This window comes from Bifidobacterium favimelis (assembly GCF_037963085.1).
GTDB lineage: Bacteria > Actinomycetota > Actinomycetes > Actinomycetales > Bifidobacteriaceae > Bombiscardovia > Bombiscardovia favimelis.
Window position 1 is genome coordinate 26,959 of the sequence record NZ_JBANDZ010000001.1, and the last position, 18,927, is coordinate 45,885.

The 18,927-nt window shown below is 64.0% G+C and carries 11 protein-coding genes, 1 tRNA gene and 1 pseudogene; 2 read left to right on the top strand and 11 right to left on the bottom strand.

Translation table 11 applies throughout. The annotated features are described in order from the left end of the window. Positions 1-307: 307 nt before the first annotated feature. Positions 308-1,261 (bottom strand): thioredoxin-disulfide reductase, encoded by a 954-nt coding sequence (gene trxB / locus V6584_RS00105; protein ID WP_340468441.1) that lies wholly within the window; start codon positions 1,259-1,261, stop codon positions 308-310. A 176-nt stretch (positions 1,262-1,437) separates the two neighbouring features. On the opposite strand from trxB, the gene V6584_RS00110 reads away from it, so the two are divergent. Beyond that, positions 1,438-1,911: a hypothetical protein gene (locus V6584_RS00110; RefSeq protein ID WP_340468442.1), complete on the top strand. Its 474-nt coding sequence runs from the start codon at positions 1,438-1,440 to the stop codon at positions 1,909-1,911. Between the two features lie 101 nt (positions 1,912-2,012). On the opposite strand, the gene V6584_RS00115 is transcribed toward V6584_RS00110, so the two are convergent. The 5 genes from V6584_RS00115 to V6584_RS00135 form a co-directional block, all read right to left on the bottom strand. Next, positions 2,013-3,182, bottom strand: a complete 1,170-nt coding sequence (locus V6584_RS00115) for a D-alanine--D-alanine ligase family protein (protein ID WP_340468443.1) — start codon at positions 3,180-3,182, stop codon at positions 2,013-2,015. A 37-nt stretch (positions 3,183-3,219) separates the two neighbouring features. After that, positions 3,220-4,503 (bottom strand): aminotransferase-like domain-containing protein, encoded by a 1,284-nt coding sequence (locus V6584_RS00120; RefSeq protein ID WP_340468444.1) that lies wholly within the window; start codon positions 4,501-4,503, stop codon positions 3,220-3,222. Between the two features lie 342 nt (positions 4,504-4,845). Next, on the bottom strand, positions 4,846-9,216 hold the full coding sequence (locus tag V6584_RS00125; RefSeq protein ID WP_340468445.1) for a lipid II flippase MurJ: 4,371 nt from the start codon (positions 9,214-9,216) through the stop codon (positions 4,846-4,848). Then, entirely contained in the window at positions 9,213-11,678 is a 2,466-nt protein-coding gene (locus V6584_RS00130; RefSeq protein WP_340468446.1) for a DUF6049 family protein, read from the bottom strand. Before V6584_RS00130 ends, V6584_RS00125 begins: the two co-directional genes overlap by 4 nt. Then, the gene (locus tag V6584_RS00135; RefSeq protein ID WP_340468447.1) at positions 11,675-12,481 is read right to left on the bottom strand and encodes an NUDIX hydrolase; all 807 of its coding nucleotides are present in this window, start codon (positions 12,479-12,481) and stop codon (positions 11,675-11,677) included. The genes V6584_RS00130 and V6584_RS00135 overlap by 4 nt, the downstream gene beginning before the upstream one ends. 82 nt (positions 12,482-12,563) lie before the next feature. On the opposite strand from V6584_RS00135, the gene V6584_RS00140 reads away from it, so the two are divergent. Then, positions 12,564-13,976, top strand: coding sequence for a CCA tRNA nucleotidyltransferase (locus V6584_RS00140; RefSeq protein WP_340468448.1), 1,413 nt, complete (start codon positions 12,564-12,566; stop codon positions 13,974-13,976). Positions 13,977-13,991: 15 nt separating this feature from the next. Here V6584_RS00140 and V6584_RS00145 read toward each other — a convergent pair whose 3' ends face one another. The 5 genes and pseudogenes from V6584_RS00145 to V6584_RS00165 form a co-directional block, all read right to left on the bottom strand. Beyond that, on the bottom strand, positions 13,992-14,606 hold the full coding sequence (locus V6584_RS00145) for a LytR C-terminal domain-containing protein (protein ID WP_340468449.1): 615 nt from the start codon (positions 14,604-14,606) through the stop codon (positions 13,992-13,994). A 277-nt stretch (positions 14,607-14,883) separates the two neighbouring features. After that, positions 14,884-15,774 (bottom strand): annotated as a pseudogene (locus V6584_RS00150) (4-(cytidine 5'-diphospho)-2-C-methyl-D-erythritol kinase); the annotation flags it as partial. Beyond that, positions 15,771-16,646, bottom strand: a complete 876-nt coding sequence (rsmA, locus tag V6584_RS00155; RefSeq protein ID WP_404802612.1) for a 16S rRNA (adenine(1518)-N(6)/adenine(1519)-N(6))-dimethyltransferase RsmA — start codon at positions 16,644-16,646, stop codon at positions 15,771-15,773. The gene rsmA and the pseudogene V6584_RS00150, both read right to left, overlap by 4 nt. A gap of 140 nt (positions 16,647-16,786) precedes the next feature. Beyond that, positions 16,787-18,259: an aggregation-promoting factor C-terminal-like domain-containing protein gene (locus V6584_RS00160; RefSeq protein ID WP_340469669.1), complete on the bottom strand. Its 1,473-nt coding sequence runs from the start codon at positions 18,257-18,259 to the stop codon at positions 16,787-16,789. A 401-nt stretch (positions 18,260-18,660) separates the two neighbouring features. Continuing rightward, positions 18,661-18,734, bottom strand: a tRNA-Thr gene (locus V6584_RS00165). Positions 18,735-18,927: the final 193 nt, after the last annotated feature.

Genomic DNA, 18,927 nt, shown 5'->3' on the forward strand with positions numbered 1-18,927 from the left:
ATGAAAGCGGTCCGGCGGCATGCAAGTCCAAATGCCGCCGGACCGCCTGTCTCGGCTTTCGTGAAGACCCGATAACGCGTTTCGTCAGTCTTGTCCTGCCAGATATCGGCTGAATCCTTCATGCAGGAAGATTCAATATCTCCGGCTGTGTATGAAGTGCACCTCAAGGAACCATTCTGCCCATGAGCCGTCAGAGCATCGTTACCTGTCGGGTCATCGTTACCTGTCAGGAGACCGGTCGGCCGATTCGGATTTTCTCCAGTGCGGGTGGTGTTCTGTCTTCCCTATCTTCATAGGGAAGACATGACTACTCCATCCTGGAGTTGTCTATCTGACCCAGATATTCCTGGACATCCAGGGCCGCACGGCAACCCATGCCGGCCGCTGAAATCGCTTGGCGATATACCTTGTCAGTCACATCGCCCGCCGCAAAGACACCAGGCACCCTGGTCCTTGTCGAAGCGCCATCCACCAAGATATAGCCCGATTCATCCAGGGGGAGAACCCCTTTCATGAAGCCGGTCACTGGTGTGAAACCTATGGCTACGAAGACCCCATTGGCCGGTATGGTGCTGGTGCCGCCGGTCGCTGTGTCCACCAGGTCTACCGAGGTAACGCCCTTGTCATCACCATTGATCGCGGTGACACGTGAATTAAGGGTGAAGTTGATTTTATCGTTGCCACGTGCGCGATCCACCATGATTTTTGACGCCCTGAACTGGTCACGGCGGTGGATGAGGGTGACGGAGGAGCCGAAGCGTGTGAGGAAGTCAGCATCCTGCATTGCCGAATCTCCGCCGCCGATGACTACAATCGGCTTGTCCCTGAAGAAGAAGCCGTCACAGGTTGCGCAGTAGGAGACACCTCGGCCCGAATAGGTCTTCTCACCGGGCACGTTCAGTTTGCGATATTCCGATCCCGTGGAGATGATGACGGCCTTGGTGGTATAGACCTTTCCTCCGTCGGTAGTTATCCTCTTAATATCATTTGAAAAGTCAACTGAAGTCACATCGTCATATTCGATTCGGGCGCCGAACTTGGTTGCCTGTTCCTTTATCCGGTCCATGAGGTCGGGGCCCAATATCCCATCCGGGAAACCCGGGTAGTTTTCCACTTCAGTGGTGTTCATCAGTTGGCCGCCTGGCGTGATGGCACCTGCTATGACCAGGGGGGCGTAGCCCGCCCGTCCGAGGTAGATGGCCGCGGTGTATCCAGCCGGGCCGGAGCCGATGACAATTGCGTCGTGGAAGTCAGAATTCATGTTTCAAGTATACGGTCGCGGATGACGCCGGCCTCAGCCTCCAGCGGATTGCGCAGGGTGCCTCCCGGCGGGTCCTGCGGGTCTTCCGGTCTCAGTCGCCTGCGTCAGTTGAAGCAGCGGGGCAGGGGTGCCAAGTCCACACGCTCCGCTCGTCGGCCTGGGATATGGTGGGGCCTATGAACAAAATCCTCATCGTCGCCCTCCTGGTCAACATCGGGGTGTTGGCGGTTCTGGTCGGTATGTTCATGAGGATTGACAAGCTTCTGGCGGAGCACAGGGTCACCGGCGGCCGCAAAACGGATGAAATCGACGGCCGTGAAGATGAAAGTTGGCACAGCTGGCGCTTCTGGATGAAAGATGACGAGGACATATCAGGGCGGGAAGAGGGAACCGCGCCGCAGGTGGAAGGGGCGGGGCAGCCCGAAAACGATGAAGACGCAGGGCGGGGTGAAGACGCAGGGCGGGATGAAGACGCAGGGCGGGATGAAGATGCGGGGCGGGATGAAGACACAGGCATGGAACCAGCTGGTGGTGGAAAGGGGCGGCCGGTTATCGATGGGCAAGCAGGTCCAACCGGCGGCCCCGCAGGGGAAGACTGCCGTCTGCGGATGGGCTGTCTGGAGAGGAAGAAGCAGGCGGGAGATGGTTGATTCCATGTCTTCGTGCCTGCCGGTCTTATCCTGACCGGCAGGCACAAAACAAGCTCGGCGCATAGGCAGGTGGGATGGTCATGCGATGCCGTCAGGCGGCGTCAGACCCTCTTCCCGGCCAGAACAGAGGCGGCCAGGGCCGAATAGAGCTCGGCCAGGTCAAACCCGTCAGCCACGGCGGCCTGGGGAAGAAGGGAGGTCTCCGTCATCCCCGGAGCCACGTTGGATTCGAGGAACTGGGGGACGCCCTGGTCATCGACGATGAAGTCGGTCCGGGAGATGTCCCGCAGCCCCAGGGACCGGTGGGCGGTCAAGGCCGCCTCCCTTACGGCCTTCAAAGTCCCCGCCTCCAGGCGGGCCGGTACGTAGAACTCCGTAGGCCCCAAGGTGGACCGGGCCTCATAGTCGTATGTCCCCGTCGGCGTCCAGATTTCCAAGGGGGAGAGAACCAGGGGCCTGCCGCCGATGTCAAGCACGGAGACGGACACCTCGGTACCGGTCACGGCCCGTTCGATCAAGGCCACATCCCCGTAGGCATAGGCGTTGACCAGGGCCTGGGGGAGTCTGTCCGCCCCCGTCACCAGGGTGCAACCCATGGCCGAACCCCCCATGGTCGGTTTGACGAAGAGGGGGAGTCCCAGTGAGTCCAGCAGGAGGGCGATGACCTGTTTGACGCCCAATTCGCGGAACATGGCCTCCGGAAGGGTGACGGAGGGGGGAGTGCTCAGGCCGGCCTTGGAGACGACATTCTTGGCGATGGGTTTGCTCCAGGCCGTCCTGGAGGCCTTGGCCCGGGAACCCACATAGGGCAGGCGGGCCATTTCCAGCACATCCCTGATGGAGCCGTCCTCCCCGTTGGCCCCGTGCAGGAGGGGCCACACCAGCTGGGGACGGGTGGCTGCATCGGTCAGGCGGTCGATGAGGCTCCCGTCCATGTCATGGGTCTGCACCCCCCAACCGGCCTCCTCCAGGTGACCCTGGACACGGTGCCCGGAGCTGATCGAGATGTCACGCTCGGTGCTGAGACCGCCGCATATGATGAGAATGTCCGTATCCGCCCTGTCTCCGATCAGGCTGGCGGCCCTCTTGACATCCTCCCTGGTGGCTTCACCGACGGCTTGCCCGCCCTTCCGCCCCGTCCTTTTGCCGGAATCCCGGCTGGCGGTAGTGCCTGACACCGGGGTGTCGAACTCCGCGAAGCCCTCCTGCGCCTGGCTGGCGGCTTCGTCGCCCGGCGTCTTCGCCCCGGGCCGGTTTTCGGGTGAACTCATCTGTCCGGCGGAACCCTTGTCATGAGCATTCATCGCGTCACTCCCTCCCATCGGCTGAACCTGGCTCGAAGAGCCTGACGGTGTCCAGTTCGTTGTCGATCACGGTCGATAGTCTGCGCACTCCCTCACGGATACGGTCAGGAGTCGGGTAACAGAAAGAGAGACGCATGTGATCCGCCCCCTGTCCGTCGTCATAGAAGGCTGTGCCGGACACGTAGGCCACCTTCGCGGTGATGGCTCGGGGGAGCATCTCCTTGGCATTGAGTCCCTCGGGAATCTTCAGCCAGATGTAGAAGCCGCCTTTGGGCTTGAGCCAGGAACAGTAGGGCAGGAATTCCTTCAGGGCCTGGTCCATGGCATCGCAGCGCTCGCGGTACATGCCCCGGTAGTCGTTGATCTGCGCCTTCCAGTCGAAATTGTCCAAGTAGGTTGTGATCGTCATCTGGCTCATGTTGGACGGGCAGAGGATGGCGGACTCGTTGGCCAGGACCAGCTTTTGCCGGATGCCGGCCGGGGCCACCATCCAGGCCACCCTCATGCCCGGGGCGATGATTTTGGAGAAGCTGCTCAGGTAGACGATTCCCTCGGAGTCCATGGATCTCAGGGCCGGGTAGGTCCTGCCGTCAAAGCCCAAAAGGCCGTAGGGGTTGTCCTCCACTATCAGCACATGGTATCTGCGGGCGATTTCGATGATCTGAGGTCGACGTTCAACGCTCATCGTGGCACCTGCAGGGTTGTGGAAGTTGGGGACTGTGTAGAGCATCTTGATTTTCCTGCCCTTGGCCAGCTGGTCCTTGATGGTCTCCTCCAGGGCCTGGGGAATCAGCCCGTCCCCGTCCATGGCGACGTTGACGACATCGACCTGGAAGGACTGGAATACCCCCAGGGCACCTACATAGTTGGGGGCTTCGGCCAGGACCACATCTCCGGGGTCGCACATGATCCGTGTGATCAGGTCGAGGCCGGACTGGGACCCGTTGACGATCACCACGTCGTCGGGCTGAACGTCCTTGATGCCCTCCAGCTCCATGATCGGCAGGACGTCCTCGCGCAGGTGGGGGTCTCCCTGTGCCGACCCATACTGCCAGGCAACCGTTCCCTTCTCCCTGAGCATGGCGCCCAGCTGTTCGGAGAGTTCGTCGAAGGGCATCCGTCCCAGGTAGGGCATGCCGCCGGCCAGTGAAACGACTTCGGGCCTGTTGGCCACGGCGAAGAGGGCCCGAATCTCGGAAGCTCGCATGCCTTCGGCCCTCCTGGCATAGGTGCCGTACCAGGGGTCGTTCTTTATTACTCTGGGTGCGATATTCGGATCGTCCGACATGTTCCCGTCCGCCTTCTGTAATCCTCGTGCAGGTGCCGGAAAAGGGGGAACGGAACCCGCCATTTCCGGTTAAGAACACTGTATTACAGGCATGGGTCGGCACGGTGTGAAAGGCCGACTGCACACCAAGTCGGTACAGATGCCGGCCACGATGGGGGAACAGGGAGCGCAGGAGGGCGGGGAAGGGGCTCACGGCCTTGTCGGGCCGAAGGCGGAAGGGGCCATGTCAGAGTGGGCCCATGTCAGGGTAAGTCCATGTCGGGGTGGCCCATGTCGGGGTGGCCCATGGACCTGCCGGGTGACGGCCTGGACAGGTTTTCCGGGCCGTCACCCGGCAGCGGGTCAGTATACCCTTATCGTGTTGAACCTGAGATGGTTGCCGGGAAGGCCGTCGACGGGAACCCAGATGACCAGGTCCTGGATGGTTTTGGGTGTGTGCAGGGTGACCTTCGTCGTCCCGGAGGGGTCAAAGCTGAAGTCGGCCTGAGGCTCTCCCTGGTTGGGCTGGCCCGGGGTGGAGTCGACGAAGATCTGCGCGTGGCCCCCGCCTATCGGCATGCCCATTTCCACCCGGGAGACCAACTGGGGGTCTTTCAGATGGATGTACATGCCGTACCCCTGCAGACCGCCGGGCCTGCTGAGGAAAATCTCGTTGGTTATCGGGTAGGGGACGGTGTTCTCAGGCAACTTGGGGGCAGGGACCTTCGACACGTCCTTCTCGTCATGTTTCACGGATTCTGACTGGTCCTTGGCCTTGCTGGATTCATCCTGCGTCTTGCCGGGGAAGGGTACGTTGGACATGACCGGCCATGATCCGTCTTGGCCGGATGAGGATGCAGGCCTGTGGCCGATGACGGTCGCCAAGGCCCAGACCAGGGCCACTACGACGATGACGGCTGCGATGGAAATGACCACCGAGCGCGTGGTGAACCTGCCGAAGAGGCGGGCATCCGCGACATCATCTTCATCCAGTTCCTCCTCGTCCGCACTGTCGGCCGCATAGCCGATCGGAGACGGGGCAGGTCGGGGTTCGGGGGTGAAGCTGGGCGGGAGCGGGCCAGCGGAGTCGGTGTAGACCCCCTCTTGTTCCCCTCCCGCTTGAAGGGGCCCCACCTGGGCGGGAGACCCATGGCTGTCGCCCTGTTCCCTTCCGTCGCCCATCGGGGAGGCGGAAGGGCCGGGCTGGGCTGGGACGGGTTGGAAAATCGACGGCCCCCCTGCCTTGTCGTCGCCAGCGCCCGAAGCACCAGGCTTGTTGAAATCCCATTGGGGGAACCCATGCTCAATGGGGTCTTCTCCGGCCGGTTGTTCGGCCCCTCGAATCCCGTTTCTGTCCCCCGCCCCGCTGATTGGGCTCATCCGCCCGGTGGATTGGTTCAGGATATCCTGGGGCAGTCCGGCTCTCAGCCCCCGCACGTCCAGAGCGTCAGTCGTGTGTGAGGCTGGACGTGCTGTATGCCCGGGCTGGGGCCCGCCTGCCCCGCCGCCCAATCTTTGCCGTTCGTCGAAGAGTGAGAAGAGGTCGCTGTCGGCATCGTCGGGATTCAGCATCTCTATCTCGCTGCGCCCAGGGAAGAGGAGCTGGTTGGTCCCCCATTGCGGTTCCGCCTGTGTCCGGGGCGATTGCCCTCCGGTCGCCCGCCCCGTGACGCTGGCCGGTATCGGCAGGAGATCCTCCTGCTTCGCCGGCTTCAGGGTCACCTTGCCGATTGAGGGGGCGCCGGTCATCTCCGGCCAGGTGATGTCGTCGTCGCCCAGCTCCTCGGGGGGGACCCAGGGGCCAAGAAGGGCGGAGAGTTCGGCCAGGGTGACCAGGGGGATGGGGAGGACCCCATGATCGTCCCTCAGCCCGAGTCCGCGTGCGCAGACGATGCGGAACTCCTCCGGTGTCCCCTCCGGCAGGGCTTTCAGCGAGTACTTCTCGCCATTTTCCACGGGCCGCCCGGTCAGCATGGCGTAGAGGATGGCTGCGATCTGCCGGGTGGATTCCTCCTCATCCGGGCCGGTCTTGTCCCTGCCCGTCCCGACCGGTTCGATGAGGCTGGAGATGGGGGCATCGGCCAGGGTGACACCGGTGGATGCCAGGCGGACCGTATCGGTGGAGACCGCGTAGTCCTCGAGACCGGCCTGCCTGAGGGACCGACCGGCCTCGGTGATTTCGCCGGCTATCGTCCTGATGGCCTTGTTACTCAAGGTCCTGGCGGCGGGCCCCTGCATGTAAGACCTCAGGGACATGCCGGCATCCAAGCCGGTGATGACCAGGGAGATGCCGTCCCTGGTGTGAAGCTGGTAGACCGGTGTGAACCTGTGGTTCTTCCTCAGGGCCAGTCCGGAGGCCGTCGTATTCACCTGGTCTATGAAGGCCGAATCGTTGACTATGAAGAGCTGGCAGTCGCGGGCCAGGACCTTGTCGGTCGCCCGCCAGACACCCAGTCCCGGGGCCTGACGCAGCAGGGCCACCAGGGTGTATCTGTCGAGAACCGTGTCTCCAATGCTAGGTGTCATCTTTTCCAAGCTCTCATCATGATCAGGGCCCGGTATCGTTGCGTCCGCGTCCTGATTCTCCTTCGATACGTTTCCCCGGCCCCCGTCCGCGCGCCGGCCGGCTGAATCGTCCGGTGCCGACGGACCCGGGTTCCCGGGCTGCGGCCGTGAACCAGGTTCAGGCCGTCCGCCTCGGCCCGGGTCCGATTCCGGCTGCGGCACGGCTGCCGCCCTGGCGGAACCGGCCGTGACCGGGCCCTGTCCGAGCGCCCTGGGCGCGGTCGTCGGGTCCGCTTTGCGGGCGGGGACACTCTTTGGAATGATTCTAACCGGTTGGTGAGGCTCACCGCTCCCAGTGCCCGGCCCCCCGGCATCCACAGCCCCGCCGGGTGCCTCCGGGGCTTCCCCGGTGAGGGCGAAGGCATCGTTGAGCTCGTCCATGGCGGCGTCCATGACGGCCTGCGTGGAATCTCCGGTGGAAGACCGGATCACCCTGGCGGCATGGCCGCGCATAGTGGCCTGATCGCCGGCCCGGCTGGTGACTATCCTGCCGACTTCACGGACGGCCGTGATCTTGTTCCCCCGTGACGTGAACCGGGCGACCCAACCCTTCAGAGCCGCCAGGGCCCCCATGAACTCCTCGGTCTTCAAGGCCCGCAGGACCAGCCCGTACACGGCGGCGGCGACCAGGGTGGTCACCACACAGACGGCCAGGGCCTGCACCCAGCTCATGTGGCCGTCCTGCCCGGAAACGGCGGCGCCGACCAGGTGGGTGAGGGGGGACTTGATGAGGAGGCAGGCTGCCAGTGCCGCCAGTGCCGCCAGGAGTCCCTTCCCATAGGTGATCATGATTCTTTTGCCATCCAGGTGCCCCCCGAAGGGTCCGCGCAGCATGTGGATCATGACCGGGAAACTGAGGATGTAGCCCAGGGTCAGGGAGAGGCCGACCATGGTGGCCCAGTACTTCGGGGAGATCAGGCGGATGGAGACCAGGACCAGGGCCACCTGCAACAGGTTGTAGATGACGGCGAATATGAAGGGGTGGCGGCCGTCTTCGAAGGCATAGAAGGTGCGCTGTATGAGGAGGAAGGCGCTCATGGCCACGAGACCCAGGGTCAGGCCGAGAAGGGGACCGGATATCAGTATGGACTCCTTCACGCTGACCGAGGGAAGGAGGGCCCGGGTAATGGGGACCGGGATGGCCAGCATGACCGTGCAGAAGAAGAACATCATCAAGCCCACATTGCGCAGGGCCTTGCTGAGCTCCTCCCTGGCCTGGTCCACATGCCCGTCCGACACGTGCTCGGACAGGCGGGGGAAGATGGCCGTGCTGACAGAGACCGCTATCAGGGAGTATGGGAGGATGAAGAGGGTGTACGCATTTTGGTAGGACCCGTTGCCGGCCACGTCCGCCAGCCCCTGGCGGGGGGCCCCGGTGGTGATGCGGGCGTTGACGATGTTGGCCAGCTGGTTGATGACGACGACCCCCAGGCTCCAGGCCGCCACGGGCCCCATGGAACGCAGGCCGATTCCTCTGACCCCCCATCTGGGGCGGTAGCGGAAGCCGCTCATGATCAGGGGGATGAAGAGGACCAGTGCCTGGAAGCCCACGCCGAGGGTCCAGGCCCCTGCCGTCAGGGCGACCTTCTCTTCAGTCCAGAAGGTCAGGGGCCTGTTCCGGGCATTGCCGAAGAGGACGATGAAGGCCACGAAACCGGCGCAGCTGATTATATTGGCCCCCACCGAGCTCCAGGCGTAGGCCGTGAACCTCCCCTTGGCCGCCAGGATCTGGCCGAGTATGGTGTACAGGCCGTAGAAGAACACCTGGGGCATGCACCAGAGGGTGAAGGCATTTGCCAGGGCCCTCTCCGCCGGTGTCCAGGAGGAGTTCAGGTATATGGTCGTCAGGACGGGGGTCCCCAGCATGAGGACCACCGTTATGGCGGCCAGGAGGGCCATCGCCACCGTGATGAGTTTGTTCAGGCGGTCTTCCGCGTCCTTTTCCTTCAGGGTGCGCACGATCTGTGGGACCAGGACGGCGTTGAAGATGCCGCCGGATATCAAGGTGAACATGACCTGGGGGATCATGGCACCGGTCTGGTAGGCATCGGCCGCTATGCCAGTGGTTCCCAGGGCCGCGGCCAGAAGGATGGTGCGGACCTGTCCGGTGATCCGGGAGGCCGCCGTGCCCGAAGCCATGATGGCGGAGTTGCGCTCGACAGAACTCATTCGTCCGGATCCTTCGTGCGATGGAATTGCCGCCAGAGGCCGAGCAGACCCAGGAGGACCGCGACCACGACGATGACCAGGCCGCTCATGTCGCTCAGACGCAGGTTGCTGGTGATATGCGTGTTTCCCGATCGGCCGAATGCGTTCCCGTCACGGTCGATCAGGGAGATGTCGGCATCCGCCTGTCCTGCTGTGGCCACGCGGATGGTGAAGGTGACCTGGACCTCTGAATGTGCCGGGATGACCGTGTCGGCCGTGCGGGCGGTGACGATTTCCGTGGAGTTCGTTTTCGAACTGACCTTGGCACGCACAGGGAAGGGGAGGCTGTTGCTGACCGTCACCGGCATGGTCGCCGTCTCGCTGACCACGGTGATCGACTCGGTGGGGTTGATGCGTATGGCCTCCAGAAGGTGGTCGGACAGGGCCCTGGCCTGGTCTGCCAGCAGGGGGGCGGATCCGACTCCGGACAGGGAGTGGAGGGCTATGAGGTCATGCGCCCTGTTGATGTCATCCAGCCAGGGTTGCGGGTTCGTGGGCCTCCGGGCCGTTGAGGAGGCATCCTGACGGGCCAGCGCCTGGGTGTCCGACTTGGCCCTGGTCTGCGAGGGTTCGGGCGTGGCCGTTTCCCCCTCCACCAGGATGGAGGTGCCGAAACGGTCTATATCCTTGCGGCTGGTGGCCAGGGAATGGAGGGTGGGAATCATCTCCCGGCCCCCGCTGCCCCCCTCTTTCCCGCCAGGCTCCAAGACCGATTGGAAGTACTGCCCGCCATCGTCCTGGGGTGTGGCCTTGCTCAGGGTGGCCAGGTCGCCCAGGCTGAGCCAGGTCGCCTCTTCGGCGGCCGACATGATTTGGTCCACCAGGGCCGGATTCTCTCCGGCGCCGAAACAGACCATAAGGTCACGGTCGGCGTAGGGCTGTTCCATCTGGTAAAAGGCGCTCTGTGCCAGGAAGCGGGCCGTCCTGCCGGCGCCGGTCGCCTCGCCGCCCGCCAGGGAGGAGGTGGGATGCCCCTGGGCCAGGCGGCTCAACTCCCTCTGGGCCGATAAGACGGTGACCTCCCCCGCTGATGTGGTCACCGTGTACTTGCCCGTATGGGCGGAAGCCCCGGCCCCCGCTTTGAATCCCTCAGGGGCGATTACGGTGTCGTAGCCCTGCCGCTTGGCTTCCGCCATGGAGGTCCGTGTCCATTCCGCCCTGCCCTGCCAGGCGTATGCCCCTGGGACGTCTGCGGATTTGCCTGCTGTCTGCCTGTACTGGTCGCCGGCGGATGCCGCCCTCCAGGCCTGGGGGTCCACACCTGCGTCCCGGTAGGAGGAGGGTTCGTTCTCTGCATAGGCGGTGATATCGAAATCAGCCGGCTGCATGAGACCGTTGACCCGTGGCATACCGGTGAACGTGTGCAGATAGGAAGGGTCCATGATGGACTGGAGGGCGGGATGCTTGGCCAGGAGGTCCTCCTGCTTCCTGCCCCTGTTGGCCCCTGCAGGGGTGAGGGTCAGGAAGGCCGTGGTCTTCTTTTCCCCGCTGTCTCCCTGACCGGCTTGCCCCTCCCCCTGACTGTTCCCGGAGGGGGAGTGTGTCGGTGTCGAGGTCTGTCTGCCGGAGGACGATTCGGCCTCGTTGTTTTTGCTCCCGCCCTGATTCGCGGGCGATTGTTTGCCGCCGGTTTCAGGTTCGTCCTTCCCCCTGTCGTTGACCAGTGCCTTGATGGAGTCCTTGGTGGCCGCCCAGTCGGCCGTTGTGACCGGCATGACCATGGTGACGGAGAGGGGCGGGGTGTCGGCCGTCTGCAGACCGTCCCTGGTCCTTGTCAGGAAGGTGTAGATGTTCGCCTTCGTCTTGCCCTCCCCGTCAACATAAGCGAAGCGGACGGGCTTGGGCCCCCAGGCGACCATGGCGTGGATGCCGGGGTTGTCGGAGGGAAGGTCGGCGGAGATCTCCTTTGATTGGTCCGGGGCTATGTCGCCCACCTCCTGGCGGGTGAAGACATCGGGGGTGGGGATTCTGGCTCCCCCCTCGGCCCAGGTCTGCATGTCCGTCCTGGAGCTGAATGAATAGAGGGCGTTGGTGGATGCCAGGAGGTTCCCCCCGCTCAAGGTCTCCCGGCCCTTGTTTGTGATCTTCACCTTGAAGGAGTACCCGGATGTGGCCGTGACCACCGGGGTCGAAGACTCAAGGGAGATGTCGGCTTCCCCCTCCTGGCTGCCGTCGGTCTGGGCCTTGTCGGCCAGGGTCGGCAGGCCGGGAGCCGCGCCCGTCGTCTTGGCCGTCCGGGCCACTGCCGTGCCCCTGTCCGATTGGCTTGCCTCGGCAGGTGCCGACAGGGAGCCGAACAGGCCCAGGCAGGCCAGGAGGGAGCAGGCTGCTGCCGTCAGCCGATGCAGGTATCGGTGGGTGTGACGGCATCCGCGTGGTTGCAGCGGTGCGCGGTCCTGCCCGCGCAGGTGGTCCTCGGTCATGACTGTTTCTTGTACTTCCTCGCATAGAGCCAAGCGATTTTACGTTCATTAGGATAGCTGAGCACGCTGGTCAGGTCGCCGAAGTCTACCCAGATGGCATCCTCGGCCTCGTGGTCCGGGTCCCCCTCGACGGAGAGGGTGCCGCCTGTCATATGCAGCACGAAATGATGCACCAGCTTATGGACCCGTTGGTTGGTCCCGGTGAACCAGTAGTCGATGGTGGCGATGGAGTCCACGACACGGCCCAGTATCCCGGTCTCCTCATGGACCTCCCTCACCGCCGTCTGCTCGGGGGTTTCGCCCTTCTCGATATGGCCTTTGGGCAGGCACCATTCCAGTCTTCCAGACCGTGAGTGGCGGGCGATGATGGCCACGCGGCCCCTGTCGTCGAAGATGAGCCCGCCGGCCGAATACTCGCGGACCACAGGCAGCTCCTGGGCATCCAGGGAGGCGAAGGTGACCGGCCCGGCCGCGTTCTTGTGGCGGGGCATCAGGGCCGGTGTCGGCGTTTCGCCCTCCTCGCCCTCATCATCCGGATCCCCATCGGGAATGGTCCCGGTGATGCCCGCCTCCTTCCGGCTGTCCGCTCCACCGGGTCGGTCCGGGTCCGACTGGTCATCGGGACCGGTCGGATCCCCGGTGAGGATGTCGGCCGTCCGGACCAGGGAGGGCTTGAATTCTTCGCCCGAAGAGTAAAGAGGAGGCTCTGCACCTCCTGTGGGCCTCCCCTCCCCCTGGGCATGGTGGCCCGTCTTTTTGGCGCCATGCGATACCATGTGCGCCACATCGGCGGGCGTAATCATAATCCCACTTTACGTAAGTTAATGTGCAGGTGGGGTAACGGTAAGCTGGTAGGCGCATGAACTGTGGATGGAAAGGGTGAGTGTGGATTTCGAAGTCTGGCCTGAATCGATCGAGCTTGGGCAACTGTTTGCCGACCAGGGGTATGAACTGGCCTTGGTGGGGGGTGCCGTCCGCGACATGCTCCTGCACAGGCGCTCGCATGACCTGGACTTCTGCACTTCGGCCCGGCCCGAACAATTCGAACCGATCCTGCGCAAATGGGGGTCGGGCTTCTGGGACATGGGCCGCAAGTTCGGAACCCTGGGGGCTCTCAAGAGGCGCAAGGACGGTACCGAGATCAGGGTCGAGGTGACCACCTACCGCAGCGACACATACAACCCTGATTCCCGCAAGCCGGAGGTGGATTACGGGGACAGCCTGTCGGGGGACCTCTCCCGGCGGGACTTCACCGTCAATGCCATGGCCCTGCGGGTGCCCGACCTGGTTTTCGTCGATCCATATGGGGGGGCCAACGACCTGGCCAGACAGATCCTGCGCACACCGGTTGACCCCCGGCAGTCTTTTGATGACGACCCCCTGCGGATGATGAGGGCCGTCCGTTTCGTGGCCCAGCTGGATTTCCGCATCGCCGCGGACACGGCCGAGGCCATCAGCGAGATGACTGAGCGAATCAACATAGTGTCGGCGGAGAGGGTCCGCGATGAGCTGGTCAAACTCCTGCTGAGCCCCCATCCCCGTGCCGGGGTCGAGGCCCTGGTGGAATCCGGCCTGGCCGACCAGGTCCTGCCCGAGGTCCCGGCCCTCCAGCTGGAGATCGACGAGCACCACAGGCACAAGGACGTATTCGAGCACACGATGATCGTCCTGGACAGGGCTGTGGCCCTGGAGACGGGGCCGGACGGCCCGGTGCCCGCCCCCGATCTGACCCTGCGCCTGGCCGCCCTCCTTCATGACATAGGCAAACCGCAGACCCGCCGCTTTGAACCGGGTGGCAAGGTGAGCTTCCACCACCACGATGCTGTCGGTGCCCGCCTGGCGCGCAAGAGGCTGAAGGCACTCCACTTCGACCACCATCTCATAGACGATGTCTGCAACCTGATAGCCATGCACCTGCGCTTCCACGGGTACGTGGACGAGCGTTGGACCGACGCGGCCGTGCGCCGTTACGCCAAGGAGACCGGTCCGCTCTACGAGCGGTTGAACCGCCTGACCAGGGCCGATGCCACCACCCGCAACAGGCGCAAGGAACAGGTCTTCTCGGCTGCAATGGATGAATTGGAGGACAGGGTCCGTCAACTCAGGAAGCAGGAGGACCTGGATGCCATCCGGCCTGACCTGGACGGCCGGCAGATCATGGAGATCCTGGATCTGGATCCCGGCCCCCTGGTGGGGAAGGCCTATCGACACATGTTGGATTACCGCCTGGACCATGGTCCTGCCGACCAGGAGGAGGCCGTTGAAGAGCTCAAGAGGTGGTGGGCCGACAGGGGGTAGGTGGTCTTCAATCCATCAGCGGGCCGGAGCCTTGGGCAGTTTCGCCTTCATGCCGTTGACGTCCTTGATGCAGCCATCGATGGATGTGATGGGCTTGCCCTCCTGGCTGGCCTTGTCGTCCTTGGTCAAATCGTTGAAGGTGGCCCCGATGATGATGTCGACCAGGTCGTCGTTCCGGTCGTCCATGATCATGACGGCATCCGTGAACTGGCCGGCCACCGTATAGCCCTTGGCGATGCCCGAAGCGCCGAAGCGGATCTGGGTGCGGGTCACCTCGCTCTTGCCCGGGTAATCCCCTGCCCCCTGGGTGTTGAACCCGCGGAGCTTCATGGCGCTGGACACGGCCGTGGCCAGGCCTGACTTGCTGGTCCCGTTCATGACCCTGACCCTTATGTCCTGGTGGCTGGCCACCTTGGCGTTCTCGGGTGCGCAGGGCACCCGTACGCCGTAATTGGGCTTGGAGGCCGCGGAATCCCTGGCCTTCGCCCCGACGGAGCCGAATATCGTCAGAAGGCAGACCACCAGGATGACGACCAGCGAAACCAGGGCTATGGTGAACACCATCTTCTGGCGTCGACGGACGAACTGTCGACGGGCCTCGCGCTCATCGAGTGGATCGGGATTCGTCATGGCCTAACCTTCCACGCTATAGGTTTTGTCCATTTTAGCTTCATACGGTGACTTGCAGACCCTGTCCGGCCCCTTGCCCGAGCGGGTGTCCCGCCCTGCCTGCGGACGGTCGCCGGCCGCCGATCCGCCCTCAGGCAATCGGATTCACCAGAGGTGCGACCGAGGGCGTACGACCGGTTCCGAGAGCCGGCCCTCCCGGCCCGGGCACCCCCATGGGCTCCTCGCGGCGGCCGGCATGGTCCTGGCCCCCCTCGACCGGGTCGGAGCTGACGGTGTACGACAGTTCGGGCCAGGCGGGGGCATCGGCAGCTATGATGCGGTCCACTGCGCAGCTTTCGGCCCATGTGTTGCGGATTCGCCGCGCCGTGGCCAGATCGGGCAGGAGGGCCACCACGGAAGGGCCAGAACCGGATACGAAAGCACGTTCCGCGCCCGCACGCAGGGCCAGTTCGATGGCTTGGCGGGAGCGGGGGTGAAGGTTGCAGGCCGCCCTCTGCAGGTCATTGTCGTCTTCGGGGTTGCCTCCCATGGTGTCGAAGGCGGTGTAGACATCGGCCGTGCCCAGTTCGTCCAGGTAGGCTCCGACCAGGAGGTGCCCTGAACCGCCGGCCGCCATGGAGGGACCGAGGAGGTGGGGTCCCGGTGCGGCCGGCTCCAGGGTCTGACCGTAATCCCTGCCGCGCAGTATCCCGCCTCTGAGGCAGAAGGGGACATCGGCGCCCAGGCCGGCTGCGACCTCCTCCAGACGTTCATGGGGCCAGTCCAGCCGCCAGAGGATGTTCAGGGCCAGGAGCACTCCGGCCGCATCGGCCGATCCACCTGCCAGGCCGGCCCCCACCGGGATGCGCTTGTCTATGCGGATGGAGGCATCCGGTTCCCGCCCGCCGGCCTGTGCCAGGGCGAAGAGGGCCTGTACGGCCAGATTCGATCCCATGTCGGCCTGGCCTTGCCCCAGGTCGCCCAGATGGTCTCCGCGGATGTCCAAGGAGAATCCCCTCCCCGGGGACTTCAAGGCCACGGTGACCGTGTCGTAAATGCCGACGGCGCAGTAAGTGGTGTCGAGAAGGTGCCTGTCGCCCCAGTCGCTTCGGCGGGGGCCCACTTTCAACTCCAGGTTTGTCTTGCCTGGGCATCGCACGCTCACCGCTGCCTGGCTCAACCCCCTCACCTCCCGGTCATCTCCCCATTGGCCCTTGCCAGGGCTTTGAAATCTACTATGGTCAGGCTTTCCCCCCTTGCCCCCGGGTCCACTCCCGCAGCCGTATAGGCACCGCCGTCCACCATCCCCTTCAGGGCGGCCCGAAGGGTCTTCCTGCGCTGACGGAAGGCACCGTCGACCAGGTTGAAAACCTGTTCGCGGTCCACGTCCTGGGTGATTCGCTTGCGGGCGAAGTTCACCAGGGCCGAGTCCACGTTTGGCGATGGCCAGAATACGTTTCTGCCGATTTTGCCTGCATGCCAGGCCTGCCCGTACCATGCCAGCTTGAGGGAGGGGGCCCCGTAGATCTTGGACCCCGGGGAGGCCACAAGCCTGTCGGCCACCTCCTTTTGGACCATGACCAGGAAGCGGTCCAGGTTGTCGAAGCGCTCCAGGAGGGTCAGGATGATGGGGGTGGCCACATTGTAGGGGAGGTTGGATACCAGGACCAGATGCCCCTGGTCGGCCAGGCCGGGTTGGGTGTCCGGGTCAAGGCATAGGGCGTCGCCGTTGATGACCGTGAGTTCGCCGGTCGCCTGGGGGGCGTATTCAGCCACGGTCTGCGGCAGGAGGGAGGCCAGGCCCGGATCGATTTCGACGGCGGTGACCCGGCAGCCGGCCCCGAGAAGGCCCAGGGTGAGGGAGCCCAGGCCCGGCCCCACCTCCAGTACACTGTCGCCGGGCCCCACCTTGGCCTGACGGACGATATGACGGACCGTGCCCGGGTCGATGACGAAGTTCTGACCGAGGCGCTTGGTGGGGGTTATCCCCGCCTGCCCGGCCAGCCGCCTGATTTCGCCGGCCCCAAGCAGATGCACTTGCGAGACGGACCCTTCATCGATGTTGTCAGTGGTCTGCACGTTTCTCCCGTCACTTCTCCAAGATGCCGGCCCTGCGGGATGCCCGCCCGGCAAGATCCGGCATCTGCGCGTCCTGGACGGGTTTCCGCCAGAACGCGCCGGAGCTAGCGGATTCGCGGTTGTCAGTACCAATTGTATTTATTCCAATGTTTCCACGCGGCAGAGGGATTTCCGTATTTGCCTGCGATGTAGTTGAGGCCCCAATCGATCTGAACGGCCCCGTCGTCCTTCCAATTGGCGCCGTAGGCTGCCATTTTCCTGCCGGGGAGGGATTGGGGAATGCCATAAGCGGCCGTTTCCGGATTGCCGTTAAGAGGGTTGATGGCCGACCAACGCCAACGGGACTCCTTGTACCACAGCTGGATCAGGTCGTCGAACTGGCCGCCGGTCCAACCGTACTGGGCTGCGGCACCGCCTGCATAGGCGATGGCCTGTTCCCTGGTCGGGTGCCAGAGTCTGCCGGCAGGCGGCGGAGGTGTAGGGGGCTTTGGCTTTGGTTTTTCGGGGTCGGGGTGAGTGGGCTCTGGTGTCTGGCTGGGCTCCGGTGTCTGGCTGGGCTCCGGTTTGCCGGCTTCAGGCTGAGTGGGTTGCGGTGTCTGGCTGGGCTTGGGATCCGGTTGCCGGGAGGGGGTCCCGCTCCCGTCGTCCCCGCTTGGTGCCGACGGTTCATCGGTCTTGCCGGAGGTCGCAGAGGGTGAAGGTGAAGGCGATGGCGCCTCCCCCGAGGACCCGCTGTCCTCCTGTCTGTCCGGACCCACGGCGATGACCTGGTCGATTTCCTGTGTGGTGGTCACCTCCCCGGTCAGGCGTTCGGACTCGGGCCTGCCGTCTACGAAGGTGGTGTCGAAGGTCTGTCTTTTGACGCCGCTGACCCCCTTCTGCCTTATCACCTGTTGGCCCGGACGGAGGGTGGGGTCGACCACGGTTCGTGTGGAGAATGGGATGCCCACATCCCTGCTCGTCTCCCCATGGGTCACCCTTTTGACCCTCAGGACGGTCTTGTCCCCGTCCTTCTCGACGCTGACCCTGTCCTCACGGCCCAGGGTGACCCCCTGGGAGTCCAGGATGGACGCGACGGGGAGGCGGCCATTGGGGGCCACGGTGGTCCTGCCGTCGACCACGACCGTGACAGGACCGTCCTGGTTGATCACCAGTCCCCCGGTCAGCTGGTCATACACGTTCTTGACATCCACGCTCACCTTGACGGCGTTGCGGCGGTTGGCCTCGAAGAAGCCGAGAAGCTGGTCCATGCTGGTGGCGGTCGTCCAGAAGGGGACCTCGGTCCCGTTGATGTTGATCGTGGTCTGGAAGGCGCTGCGGACGGTGACGACTGCGTGGTCCTGGAGGCGTTCTCCGGAGGATGATACGGCGAGGTCATGCGTCTTGACCTCGATCCCCTCCTGTCTCAGCAGGCCGTCGAGGCTGTAGGCGTAAGTCGTCACGTTCCTGATCTGACCGTTGACGGTCAGGGCCACGCTCTTGCGGGCGGTCATGGTGAAGGTGAGGATCATGGCCAGGGCGACCAGGAGGGCGCAGGTGCCCACCCGCACACGTCGGCGCACGATGAAGCGTCGGGGTGTCCAGCGTCTCGCCATCATGCCTCCCAGGGGTCCGGACGGCCCCTCCCGGTCCGGTGCCGTCTTCGGACGACTTTAGTCGAGGCCGGCCTCGGCCGGGGGATATGTGGGGCAAGACGCAGGCAAACATACACATTTGCAGGGCATGATAGGCAAGATAAAAGGGCCGGCCGGCATGGTGACCGGTCGGCCCTTGTCGCCCGGATCCAGCGGGCGGAAGAATGGAGGACGGGAATGAAGGGGAATAAATCCCGTCCTCACAACGGACAGAGATGGTTGGGGAAAGTTACCCTGTCCGTTTCTCCGAAGGCAGAGCCTCCGGAATGACTTACTCGAGGGAAGTCTGTGTTCTGTTATGGTGTCGGCCCAGTCGACGGACAGGCCACAAAAGTGCCTGCACCTGGCATGACCGGGCGCGGAGCCTCCTGTCAGATTCGAACTGACGACCTGCCGCTTACAAGGCGGCTGCTCTGGCCAGCTGAGCTAAGGAGGCGAACCCCGGTCTCATGTACCGAGTCGTAACACAGAGAGAAAGCATAGCAGGGGGAGGGCACTTTTGATCATGGGCGGGGCGCAAATTTGATTTCGAGGGGTGGAAACCGGCTTAAACGCTTGCTATGGCAACGATTCAGCGCTGAGGTGAGCGGTCTGCCCAGGCTGCCAAGTCCAAGGGCGGGCCGCCTGTG

What these genes read in the sequence shown, in the direction of transcription:
- V6584_RS00130 (WP_340468446.1), bottom strand. Translation starts at nt 11,678, where the DNA reads ATGACCGAGGACCACCTGCGCGGGCAGGACCGCGCACCGCTGCAACCA.
- V6584_RS00120 (WP_340468444.1), bottom strand. Translation starts at nt 4,503, where the DNA reads ATGTCGGACGATCCGAATATCGCACCCAGAGTAATAAAGAACGACCCC.
- trxB (WP_340468441.1), bottom strand. Translation starts at nt 1,261, where the DNA reads ATGAATTCTGACTTCCACGACGCAATTGTCATCGGCTCCGGCCCGGCT.
- V6584_RS00135 (WP_340468447.1), bottom strand. Translation starts at nt 12,481, where the DNA reads ATGATTACGCCCGCCGATGTGGCGCACATGGTATCGCATGGCGCCAAA.
- V6584_RS00125 (WP_340468445.1), bottom strand. Translation starts at nt 9,216, where the DNA reads ATGAGTTCTGTCGAGCGCAACTCCGCCATCATGGCTTCGGGCACGGCG.
- V6584_RS00160 (WP_340469669.1), bottom strand. Translation starts at nt 18,259, where the DNA reads ATGGCGAGACGCTGGACACCCCGACGCTTCATCGTGCGCCGACGTGTG.
- V6584_RS00145 (WP_340468449.1), bottom strand. Translation starts at nt 14,606, where the DNA reads ATGACGAATCCCGATCCACTCGATGAGCGCGAGGCCCGTCGACAGTTC.
- V6584_RS00110 (WP_340468442.1), top strand. Translation starts at nt 1,438, where the DNA reads ATGAACAAAATCCTCATCGTCGCCCTCCTGGTCAACATCGGGGTGTTG.
- V6584_RS00115 (WP_340468443.1), bottom strand. Translation starts at nt 3,182, where the DNA reads ATGAGTTCACCCGAAAACCGGCCCGGGGCGAAGACGCCGGGCGACGAA.